Genomic DNA, 18,186 nt, shown 5'->3' on the forward strand with positions numbered 1-18,186 from the left:
GCTTCTATTTCGCTTCGACGGGGAAGCAGGCCTGGCCCTTGAGCGAGGCGCAAGCAGCCGCAGCGGCCGCGCGGCTGGGGTAGGGTCCGACCTGAAGCCGGGTGACTGCGCCCGCGGCAACATAGAAAGGCCGGTGTCCGGCCAGCGCCCCTGAGAATTTCCGGTACAGGGATTCAGCCGACTCCCGCTTCGAAAAGGCGCCGAGTTGAATGCGCCACTTTCCCGCTGTGGCAACCTGATTAGGCGAAGCGGCTGCTGACGGAGTAGCAACCGGCTTCGCTTTGACGGCGGGCGGGACGGCGGGCTTCGCCGCTACCCTGGCCGGTTTCGCGGCTTTCGCCGGTTTGGAGCCAGGCGCGGGGACTTCCGCCGCCTTTTGAAGTGCGATCTCGACCGCCCGGCGGCGAACATCGACCGGCAAAACCTTGTCCATTTCGGCGAGGGTTGTCTTCGCCGGTTCGAGCCCCTGGGCCGCGGACCGGCTGACATAGGCATAGGCCATCAACGGGTCGCGCGGCACGCCGTCACCGTTGAAGAGCGCCGTTCCATAGACCAGCATCGCCCTCGGATCGCCGCGCTCGGCAGCCTTCTTCAGCCAAACCAAAGCGGAATCGCGGCTTCCGCTGTCAAACAGCAGCAGGCCCAAGGTGGTCTGTGCGTCCAGATGTCCTGCCCGCGCTGACTTTTCGAGCCACTTCTGCGCCTGTGCGAGGTCGACGGTCACGCCCCGCCCGAGGCGATAGGCCTGGCCCAGGTTGAAGGCTGCGTCCGCGTCCCCTCTTTCCGCCAGAGGGCGCCAGATCGCGACTGCAGACGCGTAATCCGCATTCTGCCAGGCAGTGATTCCGTCCCGGACCGTTTTCGGCGCGGCCGCCGGCGAAGCGGACGCAGCACTAGTCGCGATCACCAGTAACAAGCTGAATCGAATGAACTTCATCCCCGGATAATCTCCCGCGGCTAGCCTAGTCATCTTGCCGGCGCGGGCAACAGGGTCGTGGAGCAATTAACCAGATTTTAGAGCCTTGGGTGTCACTCCCGCCTCGATCGATCGCAAAGGGCAGGGGAAAACATGCGCGTTCTCGCTATGGCATCGCAGAAGGGCGGATCAGGAAAGACTACGCTTTCCGGTCACCTCGCGGTGCAAGCTCAGCTTGCGGGCGCCGGTCCCGTCTGCCTGATCGACATCGACCCGCAGGGCAGCCTTGCCGACTGGTGGAACGAGCGCGAGGCCGACATGCCCGCCTTCGCCCAGACGACCGTCGCCAGGCTCGCTTCGGATCTTGAGGTTCTTCGCCAGCAGGGCTTCCGCCTCGCTGTCATCGACACTCCGCCCGCGATCACCATGGCGATCCAGAGCGTAATCGCGGTCGCCGAGTTGATCGTCATCCCGACCCGTCCGAGCCCGCACGATCTTCGTGCCGTCGGCGCCACCGTCGACCTTTGCGATCGTGCCGGAAAGCCGCTCATCTTCGTCGTCAATGCGGCGACGCCCAAAGCCAAGATCACCTATGAGGCGGCCGTCGCGCTGTCTCAGCACGGAACCGTCGCTCCTGTTACCATTCACCACCGCACGGACTTCGCGGCGTCGATGATCGACGGCAGGACCGTGATGGAGGTCGACCCCAACGGTCGCTCCGCGCGCGAAGTCATCGAGCTGTGGGAATATATCTCCGACCGGCTCGAGAAGAATTTCCGCCGGACGGTTTTTGCAGCCCCCAACGCAGCGCCGGGCATCAGCCAGGCGAGCCCGCGTCCAGTCGGCGGCTTCGGCCGTCGCGTGATGGGCCAGTAACGGGGGAATGCGTGAAAACCGAGCCTAAGCCTTTCGCTTCTCTTTCGTCCGGCCTCCTCGCCCGCAAGGGCGCGGCCCGCCCGGCCATGCGTCCGCAGGGCTTCGGCCAGGCCGGCGCAAGCCTGGAGGACCTCGGCTGGAACGACATGGGGTTCGAGCCGCCGAAGCCGGCGCACAACCCGGCTCCGGATGAGGAACATGATGCGTTCGGCGAAGTCATTCCGGCGCATCCACACAATCTTGCCGGCCTGACGCCGATCGAGTCTCCCGTCCACAACCAGCAGGCGGAAATCGCCGGCCGGCTGTCGGCCTACACGCCGGACGATGCGGGCGAGGAAGAGAAGGAGGAAGTCGACGATTCCGCCGAGCTGTACGAGCCGGAAGCCGACGTCGACGCGGAAGACGCCATCGAATCCGAAGCCGACCTTTCACCGGTGCTGATGGCTAAGCCGCAGCCCGAGCCGGTCATCGTGCGCCAGCCCGCACCCGCGCCTGCCGCTCGCCGCCAGCGCAAGGAACGCGCCGCGCCTGGAACCAAGGGCAAGGCTGCCTTCACTCTTCGCCTGGATCCAGATCGGCACCTGAAGCTTCGGCTCGCCTGCGCCGTCGACGGACGCTCGGCGCAGATGCTGGTCACCCAGGCTCTCGACAAGCTGCTCGGCGAAATGCCCGAGCTCGACACACTCGCCCAAAAGGCAAAACGGAAGGGATAAGCGACAATGCGCCCGGCCCGATTTGGTACCGCAATCTCCTCAATCGCCATCGTGGCGGCCCTCGCCGGCTGCGCGATCGGACAGCCGCAGGGGCGGCAATCGTTCGCCTCCAAGGCCGACAGCTCGAAAATCGGGCTCGCGATGCGCGCCCAGTCGGCTCTCTCGTCCGGCCAGTTCGCGCTTGCGGTCGATTTCGCCGAGCAGGCGGTGCAGTACACGCCCAACGACGCCGGCTTCCGGAAGCTTCTGGGCAATTGCTACTTCGCCGCCGGCCGTTTCGCTTCGGCCGAGCAGGCCTACCGTGACTCGCTGACCCTTTCTCCGGCTCAGGCGGACGTGGTGCTCAAGCTCGCGCTTGTCGAAATCGGGCAGGGCCGGTCCTCCGACGCTCTGGCCGCCCTTGATGCGGCCCGCGGTGCACTCGATCCCGCCGACTATGGGCTTGCCGTGGCCCTCGCCGGCCGTCCGGACGACGCCGTTTCAATCCTCGGCGAAGTTGCCCGAGCGCCGGGGGCAGACGCCCGCGTCCGCCAGAACCTCGCGCTCGCTTATGGCCTTTCCGGCGACTGGACCATGGCTCGCACCGTCGCTGCTCAGGACGTTTCGCCCGACCAGCTCGACTCGCGGGTCGAGCAGTGGATGGCGATGGCCACGCCCTCGCACCCGTACGACCAGCTCGCGATGGTAACCGGCGTTCATCCGACCACCGATCCTGGCCAGCCGCAACAGCTCGCACTCAAGGCTTCGCCTGATAACCAGCGCATGGCGCAGCTTGTCCTTCCGAAGAGCCAGCCGGAGCCCTTCCAGGCTCCGCAGCCCGCGGAAATTCCGCCTGCTCCGCTGCCGGCACTGCCGGATCCGGCGCCGAGCCAGGCCGAGGAGGCCCAGGTCGCCGTCGCCGCCGAGGCAGCGCGCTCGCTCCTTCAGCAATCGAAACCTGAAGCTCCCGTCGTCCAGGCTGTTGCTCCCATGCCGGAGCTTCCGACCCGCTTCGAGGCTCCTGCCCAGCCGGCCAGCTATGTCGCGATCAGCGATACGGTCCGCCGGGCGGCCAGGAAGGCGCACCGCGCCAACGGCCATTCGAACTCGGTCGTCCAGCTCGGCGCCTACAGCTCGCCGGCGCAGGTCAGCGTCGCCTGGAACAAGATCACCAAGCGCTATCCGGCGCTCGCCAAATATTCGCCCCAGCGCGCCCGCTTCGAAGGGCCGAAGGGCACCGTCTGGCGGCTGTCGATCAAGGGCTTCGGAAGCGACCGCGAAGCGCGCCTGCGCTGCGAGCTCCTCCAGAGCCGCGGCGGGAACTGCTTCGTTCGCCTCGTGGCCGGTGATGCACCCGTCCAGATGGCTTCGCGCTAGGCGAGGACAAGCTCCAGGCAGGCCATCCGGACTGCCACGCCATATTCGACCTGAAGCGTGATCAGCGAGCGATGCGGGTCGTCCGCGATCGCTCCGTCTATCTCCACTCCGCGGTTCATCGGGCCGGGATGCATGACGAGCGCGTTCGGCTTCGCCTTCGCCAGCCGTTCGGCAGTCAGGCCGTAGCGGGCCAGATATTCCCCGGGAGCGTCGCCGAGGTCCTCGGCCAACCGCTCGCGCTGCACACGAAGCATCATCACCACGTCCGCGCCCTCGATCGCCTCGTCGACCGAATGCGGCGCGAGCAGGTCGTCGGGCATCAGCATCGGCGGCCCGCCCAGCCGAACCTTTGCACCCAACCGCGGAAGAAGCATGGCGTTGGAATGGGCCACCCGGCTGTGGCGGATGTCGCCGCAGATCGCGACGGTCAGTCCTTCGAAGCTCCCGAAGCGGGAGCGCATGGTCGCCGCATCGAGAAGCGCCTGGGTCGGATGCTCGTCAGTGCCGTCGCCGGCGTTGATCACCGGACTGTCCATGATTTCGGCGACGCGTTGGGGCGCTCCGTTCTCACGGTGGCGGATGACCACCACGTCCGGCCGCATTGCGTTGAGCGTTCGCGCGGTGTCTTCGAGGGTTTCGCCCTTCTTCACAGACGACTGCTCGACCGGGAGCGTCACGACGCTACCCCCGAGCCGATGCGCCGCGGTGGAGAAGGACATCAACGTTCGGGTCGAATTTTCGTAGAAGAGGTTGAAGACCAGCTTGCCGGCGAGGGCGTTGCTCGAACCTCCGGAGCGATTGGCGGCGAGATGGAAATCCGCGCGATCGAGGATGGTCCCGATCTGCGCGTCGTTCAGGGAATCGATTGAAAGAAGGTCCACGAGCGTCCCGCTTATTCCGGACCCGGAAGATTTGCCAGTGCGTCGATCGCACCTTGGAGGATGTGGGCGGCGGCAAGCGCGTCCACTTTCTCCGCGCGCTTCGCCCGGCTGACGTCAGCGTCGATCATCGCGCGCTCGACAGCCTGCGTGGACCAACGTTCGTCCCACAGCAGGATCGGAAGATCCAGCGGAGCGAGGTTGCGGGCGAAGGCGCGGACGGATTGAGTTCGAGGGCTGTCGCTTCCGTCCATGTTCAGCGGAAGGCCGACGACGACGCCGACCACATGCTCTCGCTCGACGAAGGCGCGGAGGGCCTCCAGGTCCTTGGTGAACTTGGTGCGTTTGATCGTCTCGGCGGGACCGGCGAAGTGCCAGCCGGCGTCGCAAATCGCTAGGCCGATCGTCCTGGTGCCGACATCCAGCCCCGCAAGCTTGCCCGCGTCGGGCAGCGCGTCGGCGAAGGCCGAGGTGTAGCCGGTGATCAGCGCTTCCATGCGGCCAGCCTCCGTTCGGCGTCGCGCCGGATCGCGGCCCAGAACAAAGCATAATCGTAGACGTGATAATTGTTGCCCGGCAACGCGAAGCCTCCGAGAGACGGCAAGTTTCCGTCGACGAGCAGCAGGCCTTTCTCGCAGCGCGCCCCGACCGAGCCCGCGACCAAAGTCCCGTTTGAAAAGTCCCCGTTGGGGACCAGCGTTCCGGGGTTGGCCGCGGGTGGCGCCGAGCCGCTCTCAGTCCCGGTGATCGGATTGACGCAGAGGATCTGCTCGCGGTTGCGCTTGCCGCCGTTGAGCCCTTTCGTGCCCTGCCAGTCACCGACGATGAAATTGGCGTTGGGCGGATCGCCAAAGCTCATCCACGAGAGGATGCAGCCCGACTGGTCGGCCGCCGTGCACGCGGGAAAGCCGAGCGCGGGAAGGTCAGCGCGGATGTCGATCGGCCAGCCGACGACATAGGCGGCGACAAGCCGCTTCTGGAGCACGGCCTTGTGCTGCTGAAGGAGCCGGATCAGGTGAAGCGCCCCCTGGCTGTGGCCGGCGAGGATGATCGGCTGGTCCGCACCGACGCGGTTCAGGAACTCGTCGAACGCCGCGGAGACGTCGCCGTAAGCGAGGTCGAGCGCTTTTTGCGCATCGTCGCTCTCCAGAAGGAAGGCGCCGTACGCAGCCTGGCGGTAACGCGGCGCCCATGTCGCGCCGGCGCCGTTGAATGCGCTCGCCTGGCTCTGGGTGAACAGCTGGTCGCGCCAGCCGCTGTCCCGCTCGTAGAGCGGCGCATTCCAGTGATCGCCTTTCAGATAGGTCGTGGGGTGGACGTAGAAGACGGCCGCTTCGCCAGGCTCGGCGACGGGCGTTCCGGGCGGCAGCCATCCCGCGGCGTTGTGCGGGATGTCCGGCCGGGCGATCCACGACTCCGCCTTGGCATAATCGGGGCCGCTGCTGGGCGCCGGGGCCGCGAAATGGCCCTGCGGCGTATATTGATGGCGAAGGACCGACCCGCCGAACTGATAGATGGCGAAGGCCGCCCCGACGACGAGCAGGGTCAGGAACGTCACGAAGATCAGGAAGCGGCGAGCGCACATTGGACGTGGCGGTTAGGGCAGGGGCTGCTGGCGGGCAACCGAGCCTGCTCTGTAATCTCGAATTGAGCGCATCTTTGGTTGGCCCTTCAGGCCTTCGGCGCGCCCTCCATTGATCCTGTTGCTTGATTGCGCCGCACCGGCTGTACGGCGCGAATATTCATTGCCACGGAAATTCTTGTGCCCGTGCCATGAAACGGCTCCACGCTGTGGGACAGCCATCCTGGGAAGAGCACCATCAGGCCAGCCTTGGGCTTGATGCCGGCTGCGACCTCCGCACCGACACCCTCGAAGCGATAATCAGGCGCATGCATGGTAAGGCCAGGCATGCGGGGGTCGTGGAGCACCAACTGGCCTCCGCCTCCCTCTCCGATCCTCACATAATAGACGCACGACCAGAAGGACCCTCCGTGGATGTGTGCCATGTTGAAAGCGCCGCTCTCCGAGACATTCGCCCAGCAGTCCGTCACCCATCCCAGCCCTACCGGCGCGTCGGTCGCGGTATAGAATGAGGCTAGACCTAGCGCGTGCCTGATAAGCCGATTGCCAGCCGCACCGGACCAATCAGGGAAATCGTGTCGAGACTGCCAGCCACCATGGTTGGACAGGCGTAAACCGGGTTCATGCTCCCGCCGCGCGAGGATGATTGCCTCCAACTGGCGATTGAGGTCCGCTGCGTCTTCGAGTTCGTCGAAGATCACAGGTGTTGCGAACAACGCCCTCAACTGCCCCTTAGGCACCCCACCGGCCATCAGCTCTGAAGCGCCGCGGCGCCCGGCAGCGTGCGCCCTTCAATCATTCGAGGAACGCTCCGTCCGGGGTGTCGGGAGTGAAATTTTTTCGACGCATTGCGCAACCCCTGAATTTGAGAGGCTCGCACAGGGAAAGTCGCGGGACAAGACCAAGCTGGCGCGGAACGTTCGTTTTCGATAGCCGCGCACTGAATGGCAGCTTTCCACGCAAAGCTGCCAGAAGAGCGGCGTTAGCGCGGCCTCGATCCGTCCGCGTTGATCGCCGTCGGGCCCGCGCGTTCAGCGTCGCGGCGATAGGCATTGAGAAGCGCTTCAACCTTTTTCTTCACGTAAGCACGATGTTGCGGTGTCAGCTGACCGCCATCGGCCTCCTGGAGCGCACGCATTTCAGTCCGGAGATTTATGGCGTCGCGTTCGTAGTCGAGGCTAACGACTCCCCATCGCTCGCCGCCGCCGTTGGTCGGAGGATCGGGCGGCGAACCGGGTAGGCTCGGAGTCATTTGCAGTGCCGCAAGTGCGAGAATGGCAGCGATCATCGGCCTTCCTCCTGCGAAGCCGGCTATTCCTCATCCCTTTGCGACTCAATCGGGAGGTCTCCCTAGGCTGGGGTCCGCCCGCAATTGCCGGAAGTGGCGATCGCACCAGGCTGATCGAAACGGAGGGGTAAATAGCGCGAATTTTCTACGAACGGTCCGACGCAATCGGTTGCAGTGAGCATACCTTTCGTTAGGGTTCGCCCGACAATCCGAGGGGAGGAATTTTCGTGCGGAAATTGCATTGGCTGCTCGTTGCCGCGGCGATCGTCGCTGTCCCACAGTATGCATCGGTCTCGGCCCAGCCGGCTCCGATCGCCGCTCCTGCCAATGCCGAAGACGCGCGGCTCACCGCCTTCCTCGACCAGGAATTCGCCGAGGAGCTGAAGTCCCGCCCGCAGCTCGCAACCCGGCTCGGGATGAAGGAGGGCCAGGACCGGCTCGACGACATCAGCGATGCAGGCGAGCTAAAGCGGCTGGAAGCGCTTCGCGACAGCGTCGCGCGGATGAAGGCGCAGTTCGACCGCAGCAAGCTGTCGGCCAGGGGGCAGACCAATTACGACATCCGGGTGACCGAGCTCGAGCGTGCTGAGCGCCGGTACAAGTACCGCCACTACAGCCCGCCATTCTATTCCTTCCTCTATTCGATCCACGCGTCGCTTCCGAACTTCCTGATCAACACGCACACGGTTCAGGACGAGGCGGACATGAGCGCCTACAATTCCCGCATTCGCGCCATTCCGGCGGTGCTGGATACGGCGATCGCCCAGAGCAAGGAGTCGGACGCGCAGGGAATCCGGGCTCCTAAGTTCGAGATCGAGCGGGTGATCAGCGGAAGCAAGACATTGATCGCCGGAGCGCCGTTTGGAGCGGGCGAGGATTCGCCGCTTTGGGCCGACGCGAAGGCGAAGGTCGCCAAGCTCCAGTCGGCCGGCAAGATCGACGCGTCGAAGGCGAATGCGTTGCTAGAGGACAGCCGGGCGGCGCTGCTGGAAATGAAGCCGGCGTATGAGCGAGTCATCGCATGGGCGACGAGCGAGCTTCCGAATGCGCCGAGCGGGCGGGTCGGCGCGATCTCGCTTCCGGGCGGAGCGGACTATTATGCGGCCGCGCTCAAGCTCAACACGACGCTCGACCTCACCGCCGACCAGATCCACAAGATCGGGCTTAGCGAAGTCGCTCGGATCGAGGCTGAGCAGGATGCGCTCGCTCGCCAGGCCGGCTTTGCCGATCGGCACGCCTTCTACGCGGATCGCGAGAAACGCTTCCCGCCCACTCCGTGGACGGACGCTCTCCGGAAAGATTATCTCGACCGGGCGAACGCCATCATCGCGCACAATCGCGAGCTTCTCCCCGAGCGCTTCAACGACGTTCCCAAATACAAGATGGAGGTGGTTCGCGAGCCCTCGTTCAGCGAGGTCGCCGGCGGTGCCGCCCACGCAGGTGGCCCGAGCCCGGACGGCACCCGGCCGGGCCGGGTCTATGTCCACCTGCTCGGCAACACGGAGGACCCTGCCGCGCTCGCCGACCTGATGTGCCACGAAGGCGTTCCCGGCCACGTGATGGCGGGCGACATCCAGGTTCGCCAGACCGGCACGCCCAAGTTCCGCCGGGCCGGCGGCTATGTCGCGTTCAACGAGGGCTGGGCGCTCTATTCCGAGCAATTATGCAAGGAGATGGGCGCCTATCCCGACATCGCGTCCGACTTCATGCGTCTGGATGCGGAGCTGTTCCGGGCGGCGCGGCTGGTGGTCGACACTGGGATCCACGCGCTCGGCTGGACCGAGGACCAGGCGGTCGATTACATGATCAAGACCGGCCGGCAGTCCCCCGACGCGGCGCGCTCGGAAGTCCGGCGCTACATCACGCTTCCAGGGCAGGCGACCGGCTACAAGATCGGAATGCTGAAGATCATGGAGCTTCGCAAGAAGGCGGAGACCGCGCTTGGACCGAAGTTCGACATCAAGGCGTTCGACGATTTGATCATAAGCGACGGTTCGCAGCCGCTTCCCGTGCTCGAGACGCGGGTGGACGAGTGGATCGCATCGAGGAAATAGAAATGGCCGAAGCCGCATTCGATCTCACCCCTCCGACCGAGGAGCAGCTCGAGGAGCTGAAGGAGGATTTGAACGAGGATGAGCGGCGCGTTCTGCTGGAGCACGGCACCGAGGCGCCGTTCTGCGGGGTGTTCCTGGATGAGAAGAGGCCCGGAGTGTTCACCTGCCGGCTGTGCGGGCTGCCGCTGTTCCATGGCGGCACCAAGTTCGAGAGCGGGACGGGTTGGCCGAGCTTCACCACGCCGTTCGCCGCCGATCACCTCGATACGATCCGCGACATGAGCTACGGAATGGTGCGTACCGAGATCGTCTGCGCGCGCTGCGGAGCGCACCAGGGGCACGTCTTTCCCGACGGTCCGCCGCCGACCGGCGAGCGCTATTGCATCAATTCCGTCAGCCTCGATTTCACGCCGGAAGGCGAGCCGCTTCCCGACAAGCTCGGCCGCGGCGCACCCGAGGGGGAGGCGTGGAGCGGCTAGAGCGCTTGCCGCTCTGGGGCGTCGCCGCTATCCGGCGCGCTCCATGTCAGTTTCCCCCGAACAGGTCCGCCACATCGCCAAGCTCGCCCGAATCGCGATGAGCGACGAGGAGATCGAGCGCCTCGTGCCGGAACTCAACGCCATCATCGGCTGGGTCGAGCAGCTCGGTGAGGTGAACACCGACGGAATCGAGCCGCTGACCGCTGTGATCAAGCAAAAGCTTCGGCTGCGCGATGACGCGGTCACTGACGGCGCTTGCCGCGACGCGATCCTCGCCAACGCTCCGGGAGCCGAACACGGCTTCTTCGCGGTCCCTAAGGTGATCGAGTGACCGACCTTACCAACCTTTCGATCGCCGAGCTTCGCGACGGCATGCGCGGAGGCGATTTCAAGGCGCGCGAGGTCGCGGAGGCGTATAATGCCGCCGTGGCCGCGGCTCGCGGGCTGAATGCCTACACTGTGGAGACTCCGGAGGACGCGCTTGCGGCTGCGGACGCAGCGGACAGCGGCAAGTCGACCGGTGCGCTCGCCGGAATCCCGCTCGGCATCAAGGATTTGTTCGCGACGAAGGGCGTCGACACGACCGCCGGAAGCAGGATCCTCAAGGACTTCAAGCCGCCTTACGAAAGCACCGTGGTCGCCAATTTGCGCAAGGCGGGCGCGGGCATGCTCGGTAAGCTCAACATGGACGAGTTCGCGATGGGCTCGTCGAACGAGACCAGCGCCTACGGGCCGGTGATCAGCCCGTGGCGGCGCACGGACGGGAGCAACGTCTCGCTGACCCCCGGCGGATCATCGGGCGGGTCGGCGGCCGCGGTCGCGGCAGGGATTGCACCGGGCGTCACCGGCACCGACACCGGCGGCTCGATCCGCCAGCCGGCGGCCTTCACCGGCATTTGCGGGATCAAGCCGACCTACGGCCGCTGCTCGCGGTGGGGGATCGTGTCATTCGCAAGCTCGCTCGACCAGGCGGGGCCGATGGCCAAGACGGTTCGTGACTGCGCGATCCTGCTCGGGGCGATGGCCGGTTTCGATCCGAAGGATTCGACCTCGCTCGACCAGCCCGTTCCCGATTGGGAAGGCGCTTTGTCCAGCAATCTCAGCGGCAAGCGAGTCGGTATTCCAAGGGAATATCGGATCGACGGAGTGCCGGACGAGATCAACGTGCTTTGGGACAAGGGCATCGAGTGGCTGAAGGACGCCGGCGCGACTCCGGTCGAAATCAGCCTTCCGCACACCAAATACGCGCTCCCGACCTATTACATCATCGCTCCGGCCGAGGCCTCGTCCAACCTCGCTCGCTATGACGGCGTTCGCTACGGAATGCGCGTCGAGGGTGTGAAGACGCTCGACGACATGTATTCGGCGACGCGAGCAGCCGGCTTCGGAGCCGAGGTGAAGCGCCGGATCATGATCGGCACCTATGTGCTCTCGGCGGGCTTCTACGACGCTTACTTCACCAAGGCGCAGCGCGTCCGCGCGCTGATCAAGCAGGACTTTGCGCGCGCATTCGAGCAGTGTGACGTCATCCTGACGCCCACCGCGCCATCGGCCGCATTCGGGATCGGCGAGAAGATGAGCGACCCGCTGGCCATGTATCTCAATGACGTCTTCGCTGTGCCCGCGAGCCTCGCCGGGCTTCCAGCGATGAGCGTTCCCGGCGGCCTCGACGAGCAGGGGCTTCCCTTGGGACTCCACTTGATCGGCCCGGAGATGGACGAGCAGACGGTGCTCAACGCCGCCCTGGCGATCGAGGAGCGGGCCGGCTTCACGCATCGGGCGGAGAAGTGGTGGTGAGCGTGAGCGACTATCGCGTCAAAGGCGCCACCGGCGAGTGGGAGGTCGTCGTCGGCCTCGAGGTGCACGCGCAGATCACCGCGACCGCCTCCAAGCTGTTCTCCGGCGCAGCGACCGCGTTCGGTGCGGAGCCGAACACGCAGGTAAGCCTGATCGACGCGGCGATGCCGGGCATGCTTCCGGTGCCGAACAGGGAGTGCATCCGGCAGGCGGTGCGGACCGGAATGGCGCTGGAAGCCAAGATCAATGCGTGGAGCCGCTTCGACCGGAAGAACTATTTCTACGCGGACCTTCCGCAGGGCTATCAGATCAGCCAGCTCTACCATCCGCTGGTCGGCGAGGGTGAAGTCGAGGTCCTGGTCGACGAGAAGGACGAGGGCTCGGCCAAGCGCATCGGCGTCGAACGGATCCACGTGGAGCAGGACGCGGGAAAGCTGATGCACGATCAGCATGCGTCGATGAGCTACGTCGATCTCAATCGCGCGGGCGTTGCGCTGATGGAGATCGTGTCGCGGCCTGACATGCGTTCTCCTGCCGAAGCAGGGGCTTACCTCAGGAAACTCAGAACAATCCTTCGTTATGTCGGCTCGTGCGACGGCAACATGGAAGAAGGTTCGATGCGCGCCGACGTCAACGTCAGCGTCCGCAAGCCCGGCGGCGAGCTGGGCACCCGAACCGAGACCAAGAACGTCAACTCGGTCCGTTTCGTAATGGCCGTGATCGAGCATGAGGCGAAGCGGCAGATTGAGGTCCTCGAGGAAGGCGGTGAAGTCGTCCAGGAAACCCGCCTCTACGATCCCGACAAGGGCGTCACCCGGACCCTCCGGTCGAAGGAAGACGCGCACGATTATCGCTATTTCCCCGATCCAGACCTGCTTCCGCTGGAGCTGGACGAGGCGTTCCTCGAGGAATGCCGTGCAAGCCTGCCCGAGCTGCCGGATGCCAAGCGCAAGCGCTATGAGGCGCTCGGGATTCCGCCCTACAACGCGAGCGTCCTCACCGCCGACGTCGACATCGCCCGCTGGTTCGACGCGCTACTGGAGAGCGGCGCGGAGCCGAAGGCCGCGGCCAACTGGACGGCCTCGGAGCTGTTCGGCGCGCTCAACCGGCTGGAGCTGACGATCGACCGAAGCCCGGTGAGTGCCGCCCAGGCGGGCGAACTCCTGAACCTCATCGCCGACGGCACCCTCTCGGGCACGCTCGCCAAGCAGGTGTTCGAGATCATGCTCGAGAGCGGCAAGGGCGCCGCCGAGATCGTCGAGGAGCGGGGACTGAAGCAGACCAGCGACACCGGCGAGATCGACGCGCGCATCGACGAGGTGCTAGCCGCCAATGCCGACAAGGTCGCCGAGTACAAAAGCGGGAAGCAGGCGCTGTTCGGCTTCTTCGTCGGCCAGGTGATGAAGGCGATGGCCGGCAAGGCCAACCCGAAGGTCGTCAACGAGAGGCTGCGGGCGAAACTGGAGGGTTGATGCGTATCCTGCCGGCGCTTTCTGCCGCCTTTGTCCTCACCTCTTCCATCCCCGCAGCTGCCCAGGTGCCAGCAGCGCCAAAGCTGCTGATCGTGATCTCTGTCGACCAGTTCGGCGCCGACCTGTTCGACGAATACCGGCCGCGCTTCACTGCCGGGCTCGCGCGCCTGTCGTCGGGAACGGTATTCCGCAACGGCTACCAGGGCCAAGCGGCTACGGAGACCTGTCCGGGCCATTCGACGATCCTCACCGGCTCGCTTCCGGCGCGGACTGGGATCATCGCCAACAGCTGGATCGACCAATCCGCTCCTCGCGCGGACAAGAAGATCTATTGTGCCGAGGACGAGCGTGTTCCCGGCTCGACCTACAGGAATTACACCGTCTCGGCCGTGCACCTGAAGGTGCCGACGCTCGGCGACATCCTGAAGAAGCTCTCGCCGGACAGCCAGAATGTCGCGGTTGCCGGCAAGGACCGCTCCGCAGTGATGATGAGCGGCCATTCGGTCGACCAGCGCTGGTATTGGAACGGCAAGCAGTTCGTCACCGACCTCGCGTCGGCTCCGGCGCCGCGTTCGATCGCCCTGGCCAACGCAGGCATCGCCAGGCTGGTCGCGACTGCGGAAGCTCCGCTGGATCCGCCGCCTTATTGCCAGACCAAGGCGAAGCTGGTCCCGCTCTCGAGCGGCGTCTCGGTTGGCGGCGGGCGCCTGGCGCGCGCTGCCGGCGATTATGAGGCGTTTCGTGCTTCGCCCGACTTCGACGGCGCGACCCTGGCGGTGGCGGCCGGCCTCATCCAGGACATGAAACTCGGGCGGGACCGGGCGCCGGACGTTCTCTCCATCGCGCTTTCAGCCACCGATTATCTCGGCCACACCTACGGAAGCGAAGGCGAGGAAATGTGCCTTCAGATGTATGCGCTCGACCGCGAGCTCGGCGATTTCTTCCGTGCGCTGGACGCGATGCACCTCGATTATGCGGTCGCGCTGACCGCGGATCACGGGGTCGAGGATATTCCCGAGCGATCAGGCGGCGCGCGGGCCGATCCCGCGCTCGCTCCTAGCGCCATGGGGACAAAGCTCGGCCAGGCGCTCGGATTGCCCGGCCCGTTGCTGGCCGGCGGAATTGGCGGCGACGTCTATCTGGCGCCGTCGATCCCCTCCAGCGAACGCGCCAAGGCGCTTGCCGAGGCAGTACGCCTGTATCGCGAGCACCCGCAGGTCGCGGCGGTGTTCACCAAGGATGAGCTTGGGAAGCTGGCGCTTCCGACCGGTGCGCCCAGTGCCTGGACGCTCGAGCAAAGGGCGCGGGCGTCGTTCGACCGGGAGCGGTCCGGCGATCTCGTGGTCCTGCTGAAAGAGCGCGTGTCGCTGCTAACCAAGCCGACGCATGGCGATGTGGCCACTCACGGGAGCGCCTGGGACTATGACCGAAGAGTCCCGATCCTCTTCTGGAGGGCCGGAATGGCCGCTTCCGACCGGGCCGAGGCCATCGAGACCCCGGACATCATGCCGACCCTTGCGGCGATGATCGGAATCCCGATCGAGGCCTCCAGCATCGACGGCCACTGCCTTCAGGGAATTGCGTCTATAGCCTGCCCTTCACGCTAGGTTATTCAAAAAGCTGCATTTTTCATCTAGCGTTAAGCGGGGCCCAAGCAGTAAAGCGGGCGAAGCGGCAAAGCATTCTGCCGCGGGGAGTCGTCCGACATGCGCAAATCCGGCATCGCCATTGCCGTCGCCCTGAGCTTTGCCGCGTCGGCTTGCGTACAGACGCAGCAATATGCGGACCTTCAATTCAGCCCGCCCCAGGGCGATTACAAATTGCTTGTGTTGCGGCCCGACGTTTCCGTTGGCTCCGTCAGCACGGGCGGGATGACCGAGCCGCGCGCCGACTGGACCGAAACTGCGCGGACCAACCTAATCGCGGCCCTCAAAGCCCAGCAGTCGGCTCGCGGAGGCCATGTGCTGGTGATCGAGCGGCGGACGGATGTCCCTGGTGCCGACCCTGACGAAGTCGCCGACCTGGAGCGGCTGAACTACGTCGTCGACCAGTCGATCGTCCTCCACAAATATGACGGCGCCTATCTTCCGACGAAGAGCCGCAAGGGGCTCGATTACACGCTCGGCGAAGACGCGGTGAACTTCGGCCGCAAGACCGGCTTCGACTACATGCTGTTCATGCACGCGGAGGACAGCTTTGCCTCGCGAGGACGGATCGCGGTCCAGGTGTTGGGTATCGCCGGCTGCTTCATCGGCTTCTGCGCTCCCAACGTCGGGGGCGGAGGCCAGCTGGCTTATGCCTCGCTCGTCGACCTGCACACGGGCGAGGTCGTCTGGTTCAACGTTCTCCAGGCCGGAACGCAAGTGGCGGGAATCAACCTCGGAGACATCCGCACCCCCGAAGGCGCCGCGCAGATGGTCGAGCGGCTACTCGGCCGCATGAAGCCGGGATACGACATCCGCCGGCAGCAGAAGGCGCGAAGCTGATGTGCATCCGTTGCGAAATCAGCCGGCGCTCCCTGCTCGCCGCCGGCGGCGCGCTTGCGGCCGCGACGATGACCGGAGTCGCCCAAGCGCGGATCAAGCCCGCCGACATGGTTCCGCTCATCGGGCCGGGGTTCAAGCCCGCGGACAGGGACGAGCAGGGCCTGTGGCAGCAGATGGACCGGGTCGAGGAAGAAGTCGCCGGATCGAACCTTGTCATGAAGAACGCAGGAATCGACTCCTACGTTCGCGACTTGATCGGCAAGGTCGGCGGTCCGGCCGCCAGGGACATGCGGATCTACGTGGTCCGGATTCCGGAATTCAACGCGATGATGTTCCCGAGCGGATTCGCAGTCGTCTTTTCCGGGCTCCTCCTGAGGATGCGCAGCGAAGCCCAGCTTGCCGGCGTGATCGCGCACGAAGGCGGCCATTTCCTTCGCCGCCACATGATCCGGCAGTGGCGCGACATGCGGCGCAAGACCGATATTTTCACCATCGGGGCAATGCTCGCCGGGGTCGGCGGGGCGGGTGCCGGGGTCTATCTCGGCGATTTCGTGCAGCTGGCCCAGCTCGGCACCTTGCTGTCGCTGTTCCGCTACAGCCGCGAGCTCGAGGCGGAAGCCGATGCAATGGGGGTCAGGCTGATCGCCGAGGCAGGATATGCGCCGATCGAGATGTCAAACACCTGGGCCCAGCTGATCGGCGAACTCGACGCAAGCGCCCGCTATCGCCGCAAGCACCGCGACCGGGGTTATGACCTGTTCGCGACTCATCCAGCGGAGGAGACCCGAATGGCGGACCTCCGGGCCAGCGCTGCCGAAATGACGGTGCCGGGACGAACCTATGACGCCGGACGGCCCCGTTACCTGGAAGCTATCGCCCCAATTCGCCAGATGCTCCTGGACGACCAGGTGAAGCTCAACGATCCCGGCGCGAGCCAATATGTGATCGAGACGCTGGCCCAGGACGGGTGGAACGGCCTCCTCCGCTTCTACGAGGGCGAGGTCTGGCGGCTCCGTAACCGCAGGGGAGACCAGGAGCGCGCCGAGCAGAGCTATGCGATCGCGGTCGCCTATCCCGACGCTCCGCCGGACGCTTGGCGCTGGCACGGCCTTTCCCTCATCAAGCAGGGCAGGACGGCCGAAGCGCGGAGTGCTCTGTCGCGCTACCTGTCGATGAAGCCCGACGCCGTCGACGCCGCCTATATCCGGCAGATGATCAGCTGAGGAGCGACGAATGAACCGCGCAATCAAGCTCGCAGCTGCTTCGTTGGCACTCGCGCTGACCGCCTGCAGCGGCGCGGGCGGCGGAAGCTTCGGCAGTTATTATTCCCTCGTCCGGCCGCACAGCGTCAGCGTCGGCGACGGATCGATGGCGGTCACTCCTCCGCGGCCCTGGAACCGGCAGCGTCGATTCTTCTTCGACGACGTCCGCTGGGTCGAGGACTGGACGCTCAACGGCCCGTTCCTAGACGACCTCACCTTCATCAGCGGCCTTCCCGATACCAAGCGCCTGATCCGGACCGATTCGCGCGATGCGCAGCAGGTGCCCAAGTTTCATTCCGACATGACGGCGCCCGAGATCGCTGCGATGCTCGAGAGCGCCTATCGCGTCCGTGGCGGGGCCGTGGATTTCAGGACGCTCTCGCTGCAGCCACGGCAGTTCATGGCCTATCCGGGCTTCCAGCTCGATTACGAGCATCTCGACAGCGACGAGTTGTGGCGCAAGGGCCGAGCGGTCGGCGCGGTCATTAACGGCCGCCTGTACCTGATCATGCTCGACGCCGCCCGGTCACACTATTTCCCGGACGAGCTCAGGGATTTCGAGGCGATGGTCGCCTCGGCACGCCTGAAATAGAGGCTTCAGCCGGTCGGCTGCGCAGGAGTCGGCCCGGGCGGGTTGGACGGTTGAGCGGGAGCGGGGACGTCGATGTCGGGCGCGACCGGCGGGCTTTCCGCCGGCGGCGCGGTCGGCTGAACCGGCTGGGCGGGCGGCGGCGGAGTCTCGGGCGGGACCTGCGGATCTTGCGGTTGCTGGGCGATGTTTTGTCTCCTCACAGGGTAACGCGGCCGATTGCCCGCTGGTTGCAAGGCGATGACGGGCGGACCGCGCTTGCCCCGACCACCAGCCTTGCTATAGGCCCGCCACCTTCGGAAGCGTCCGCGCGCGTGGCGGAATTGGTAGACGCGCTGGATTTAGGTTCCAGTGTCGCAAGACGTGGGGGTTCGAGTCCCTCCGCGCGCACCATGGTCACGCACAGGCAGTCCGGGGGACAGCCGAGCATGGCCATCG

At 65.5% G+C, this 18,186-nt stretch carries 19 protein-coding genes and 1 tRNA gene; 13 read left to right on the plus strand and 7 right to left on the minus strand.

Features of this window, described 5'->3' with window-relative positions; genetic code table 11:
- Positions 1 to 4 precede the first annotated feature (4 nt).
- Positions 5 to 970, minus strand: coding sequence for an SPOR domain-containing protein (locus tag LZ519_RS02265; protein ID WP_249867117.1), 966 nt, complete (start codon positions 968 to 970; stop codon positions 5 to 7).
- Positions 971 to 1,069: 99 nt separating this feature from the next.
- Between LZ519_RS02265 and LZ519_RS02270 the strand changes: the two genes are divergently transcribed.
- Genes LZ519_RS02270 through LZ519_RS02280 form a run of 3 tightly spaced genes read left to right on the plus strand, consistent with a single transcriptional unit; the run spans position 1,070 to position 3,861 of the window.
- A complete protein-coding gene (locus LZ519_RS02270; RefSeq protein WP_249867118.1) occupies positions 1,070 to 1,792 on the plus strand; it encodes a ParA family protein in 723 nt (240 codons plus the stop codon).
- 11 nt (positions 1,793 to 1,803) lie between these two features.
- Entirely contained in the window at positions 1,804 to 2,505 is a 702-nt protein-coding gene (locus tag LZ519_RS02275) for a hypothetical protein (RefSeq protein WP_249867119.1), read from the plus strand.
- A 6-nt stretch (positions 2,506 to 2,511) separates the two neighbouring features.
- A complete protein-coding gene (locus LZ519_RS02280) occupies positions 2,512 to 3,861 on the plus strand; it encodes an SPOR domain-containing protein (RefSeq protein WP_249867120.1) in 1,350 nt (449 codons plus the stop codon).
- Here the strand turns inward: LZ519_RS02280 and LZ519_RS02285 are convergent.
- From LZ519_RS02285 to LZ519_RS02305, 5 genes are all read right to left on the minus strand, one after another.
- On the minus strand, positions 3,858 to 4,742 hold the full coding sequence (locus LZ519_RS02285) for an aspartate carbamoyltransferase catalytic subunit (protein WP_249867121.1): 885 nt from the start codon (positions 4,740 to 4,742) through the stop codon (positions 3,858 to 3,860). The genes LZ519_RS02280 and LZ519_RS02285 overlap by 4 nt on opposite strands.
- A gap of 11 nt (positions 4,743 to 4,753) precedes the next feature.
- A complete protein-coding gene (gene ruvX, locus LZ519_RS02290; RefSeq protein WP_431358076.1) occupies positions 4,754 to 5,236 on the minus strand; it encodes a Holliday junction resolvase RuvX in 483 nt (160 codons plus the stop codon).
- Positions 5,224 to 6,324, minus strand: a complete 1,101-nt coding sequence (locus LZ519_RS02295) for a DUF3089 domain-containing protein (protein WP_249867122.1) — start codon at positions 6,322 to 6,324, stop codon at positions 5,224 to 5,226. Before LZ519_RS02295 ends, ruvX begins: the two co-directional genes overlap by 13 nt.
- 86 nt (positions 6,325 to 6,410) lie before the next feature.
- On the minus strand, positions 6,411 to 7,073 hold the full coding sequence (locus tag LZ519_RS02300; RefSeq protein ID WP_283937273.1) for a TIGR02466 family protein: 663 nt from the start codon (positions 7,071 to 7,073) through the stop codon (positions 6,411 to 6,413).
- A gap of 230 nt (positions 7,074 to 7,303) precedes the next feature.
- On the minus strand, positions 7,304 to 7,609 hold the full coding sequence (locus tag LZ519_RS02305) for a hypothetical protein (protein ID WP_249867124.1): 306 nt from the start codon (positions 7,607 to 7,609) through the stop codon (positions 7,304 to 7,306).
- Between the two features lie 227 nt (positions 7,610 to 7,836).
- Between LZ519_RS02305 and LZ519_RS02310 the strand changes: the two genes are divergently transcribed.
- From LZ519_RS02310 to LZ519_RS02350, 9 genes are all read left to right on the plus strand, one after another.
- Entirely contained in the window at positions 7,837 to 9,663 is a 1,827-nt protein-coding gene (locus tag LZ519_RS02310; RefSeq protein WP_249867125.1) for a DUF885 domain-containing protein, read from the plus strand.
- A 2-nt stretch (positions 9,664 to 9,665) separates the two neighbouring features.
- The gene (gene msrB / locus LZ519_RS02315; RefSeq protein ID WP_249867126.1) at positions 9,666 to 10,142 is read left to right on the plus strand and encodes a peptide-methionine (R)-S-oxide reductase MsrB; all 477 of its coding nucleotides are present in this window, start codon (positions 9,666 to 9,668) and stop codon (positions 10,140 to 10,142) included.
- Positions 10,143 to 10,185: 43 nt separating this feature from the next.
- Entirely contained in the window at positions 10,186 to 10,473 is a 288-nt protein-coding gene (gene gatC, locus LZ519_RS02320; protein WP_249867127.1) for an Asp-tRNA(Asn)/Glu-tRNA(Gln) amidotransferase subunit GatC, read from the plus strand.
- Positions 10,470 to 11,939, plus strand: coding sequence for an Asp-tRNA(Asn)/Glu-tRNA(Gln) amidotransferase subunit GatA (gatA, locus tag LZ519_RS02325; RefSeq protein ID WP_249867128.1), 1,470 nt, complete (start codon positions 10,470 to 10,472; stop codon positions 11,937 to 11,939). Before gatC ends, gatA begins: the two co-directional genes overlap by 4 nt.
- 2 nt (positions 11,940 to 11,941) lie before the next feature.
- On the plus strand, positions 11,942 to 13,411 hold the full coding sequence (gatB, locus tag LZ519_RS02330; protein WP_249867129.1) for an Asp-tRNA(Asn)/Glu-tRNA(Gln) amidotransferase subunit GatB: 1,470 nt from the start codon (positions 11,942 to 11,944) through the stop codon (positions 13,409 to 13,411).
- A complete protein-coding gene (locus LZ519_RS02335) occupies positions 13,411 to 15,018 on the plus strand; it encodes an alkaline phosphatase family protein (protein WP_249867130.1) in 1,608 nt (535 codons plus the stop codon). The genes gatB and LZ519_RS02335 overlap by 1 nt, the downstream gene beginning before the upstream one ends.
- Positions 15,019 to 15,117: 99 nt before the next feature.
- Positions 15,118 to 15,897 carry a hypothetical protein gene (locus LZ519_RS02340; RefSeq protein ID WP_249867131.1) on the plus strand — a complete coding sequence of 260 codons (780 nt, stop codon included), beginning with the start codon at positions 15,118 to 15,120 and terminating at the stop codon, positions 15,895 to 15,897.
- Positions 15,897 to 17,120 carry a M48 family metallopeptidase gene (locus LZ519_RS02345; protein ID WP_249867132.1) on the plus strand — a complete coding sequence of 408 codons (1,224 nt, stop codon included), beginning with the start codon at positions 15,897 to 15,899 and terminating at the stop codon, positions 17,118 to 17,120. The genes LZ519_RS02340 and LZ519_RS02345 overlap by 1 nt, the downstream gene beginning before the upstream one ends.
- A 10-nt stretch (positions 17,121 to 17,130) precedes the next feature.
- Entirely contained in the window at positions 17,131 to 17,751 is a 621-nt protein-coding gene (locus LZ519_RS02350) for a hypothetical protein (RefSeq protein WP_249867133.1), read from the plus strand.
- 5 nt (positions 17,752 to 17,756) lie between these two features.
- Here the strand turns inward: LZ519_RS02350 and LZ519_RS02355 are convergent, their stop codons facing one another.
- Positions 17,757 to 17,951 carry a hypothetical protein gene (locus LZ519_RS02355; RefSeq protein WP_249867134.1) on the minus strand — a complete coding sequence of 65 codons (195 nt, stop codon included), beginning with the start codon at positions 17,949 to 17,951 and terminating at the stop codon, positions 17,757 to 17,759.
- A gap of 105 nt (positions 17,952 to 18,056) precedes the next feature.
- Between LZ519_RS02355 and LZ519_RS02360 the strand changes: the two genes are divergently transcribed.
- A tRNA-Leu gene (locus LZ519_RS02360) sits at positions 18,057 to 18,141 on the plus strand.
- Positions 18,142 to 18,186: the final 45 nt, after the last annotated feature.

Source organism: Sphingomonas anseongensis, assembly GCF_023516495.1.
In the GTDB taxonomy this organism is placed as follows: Bacteria; Pseudomonadota; Alphaproteobacteria; order Sphingomonadales; family Sphingomonadaceae; genus Sphingomicrobium; species Sphingomicrobium anseongensis.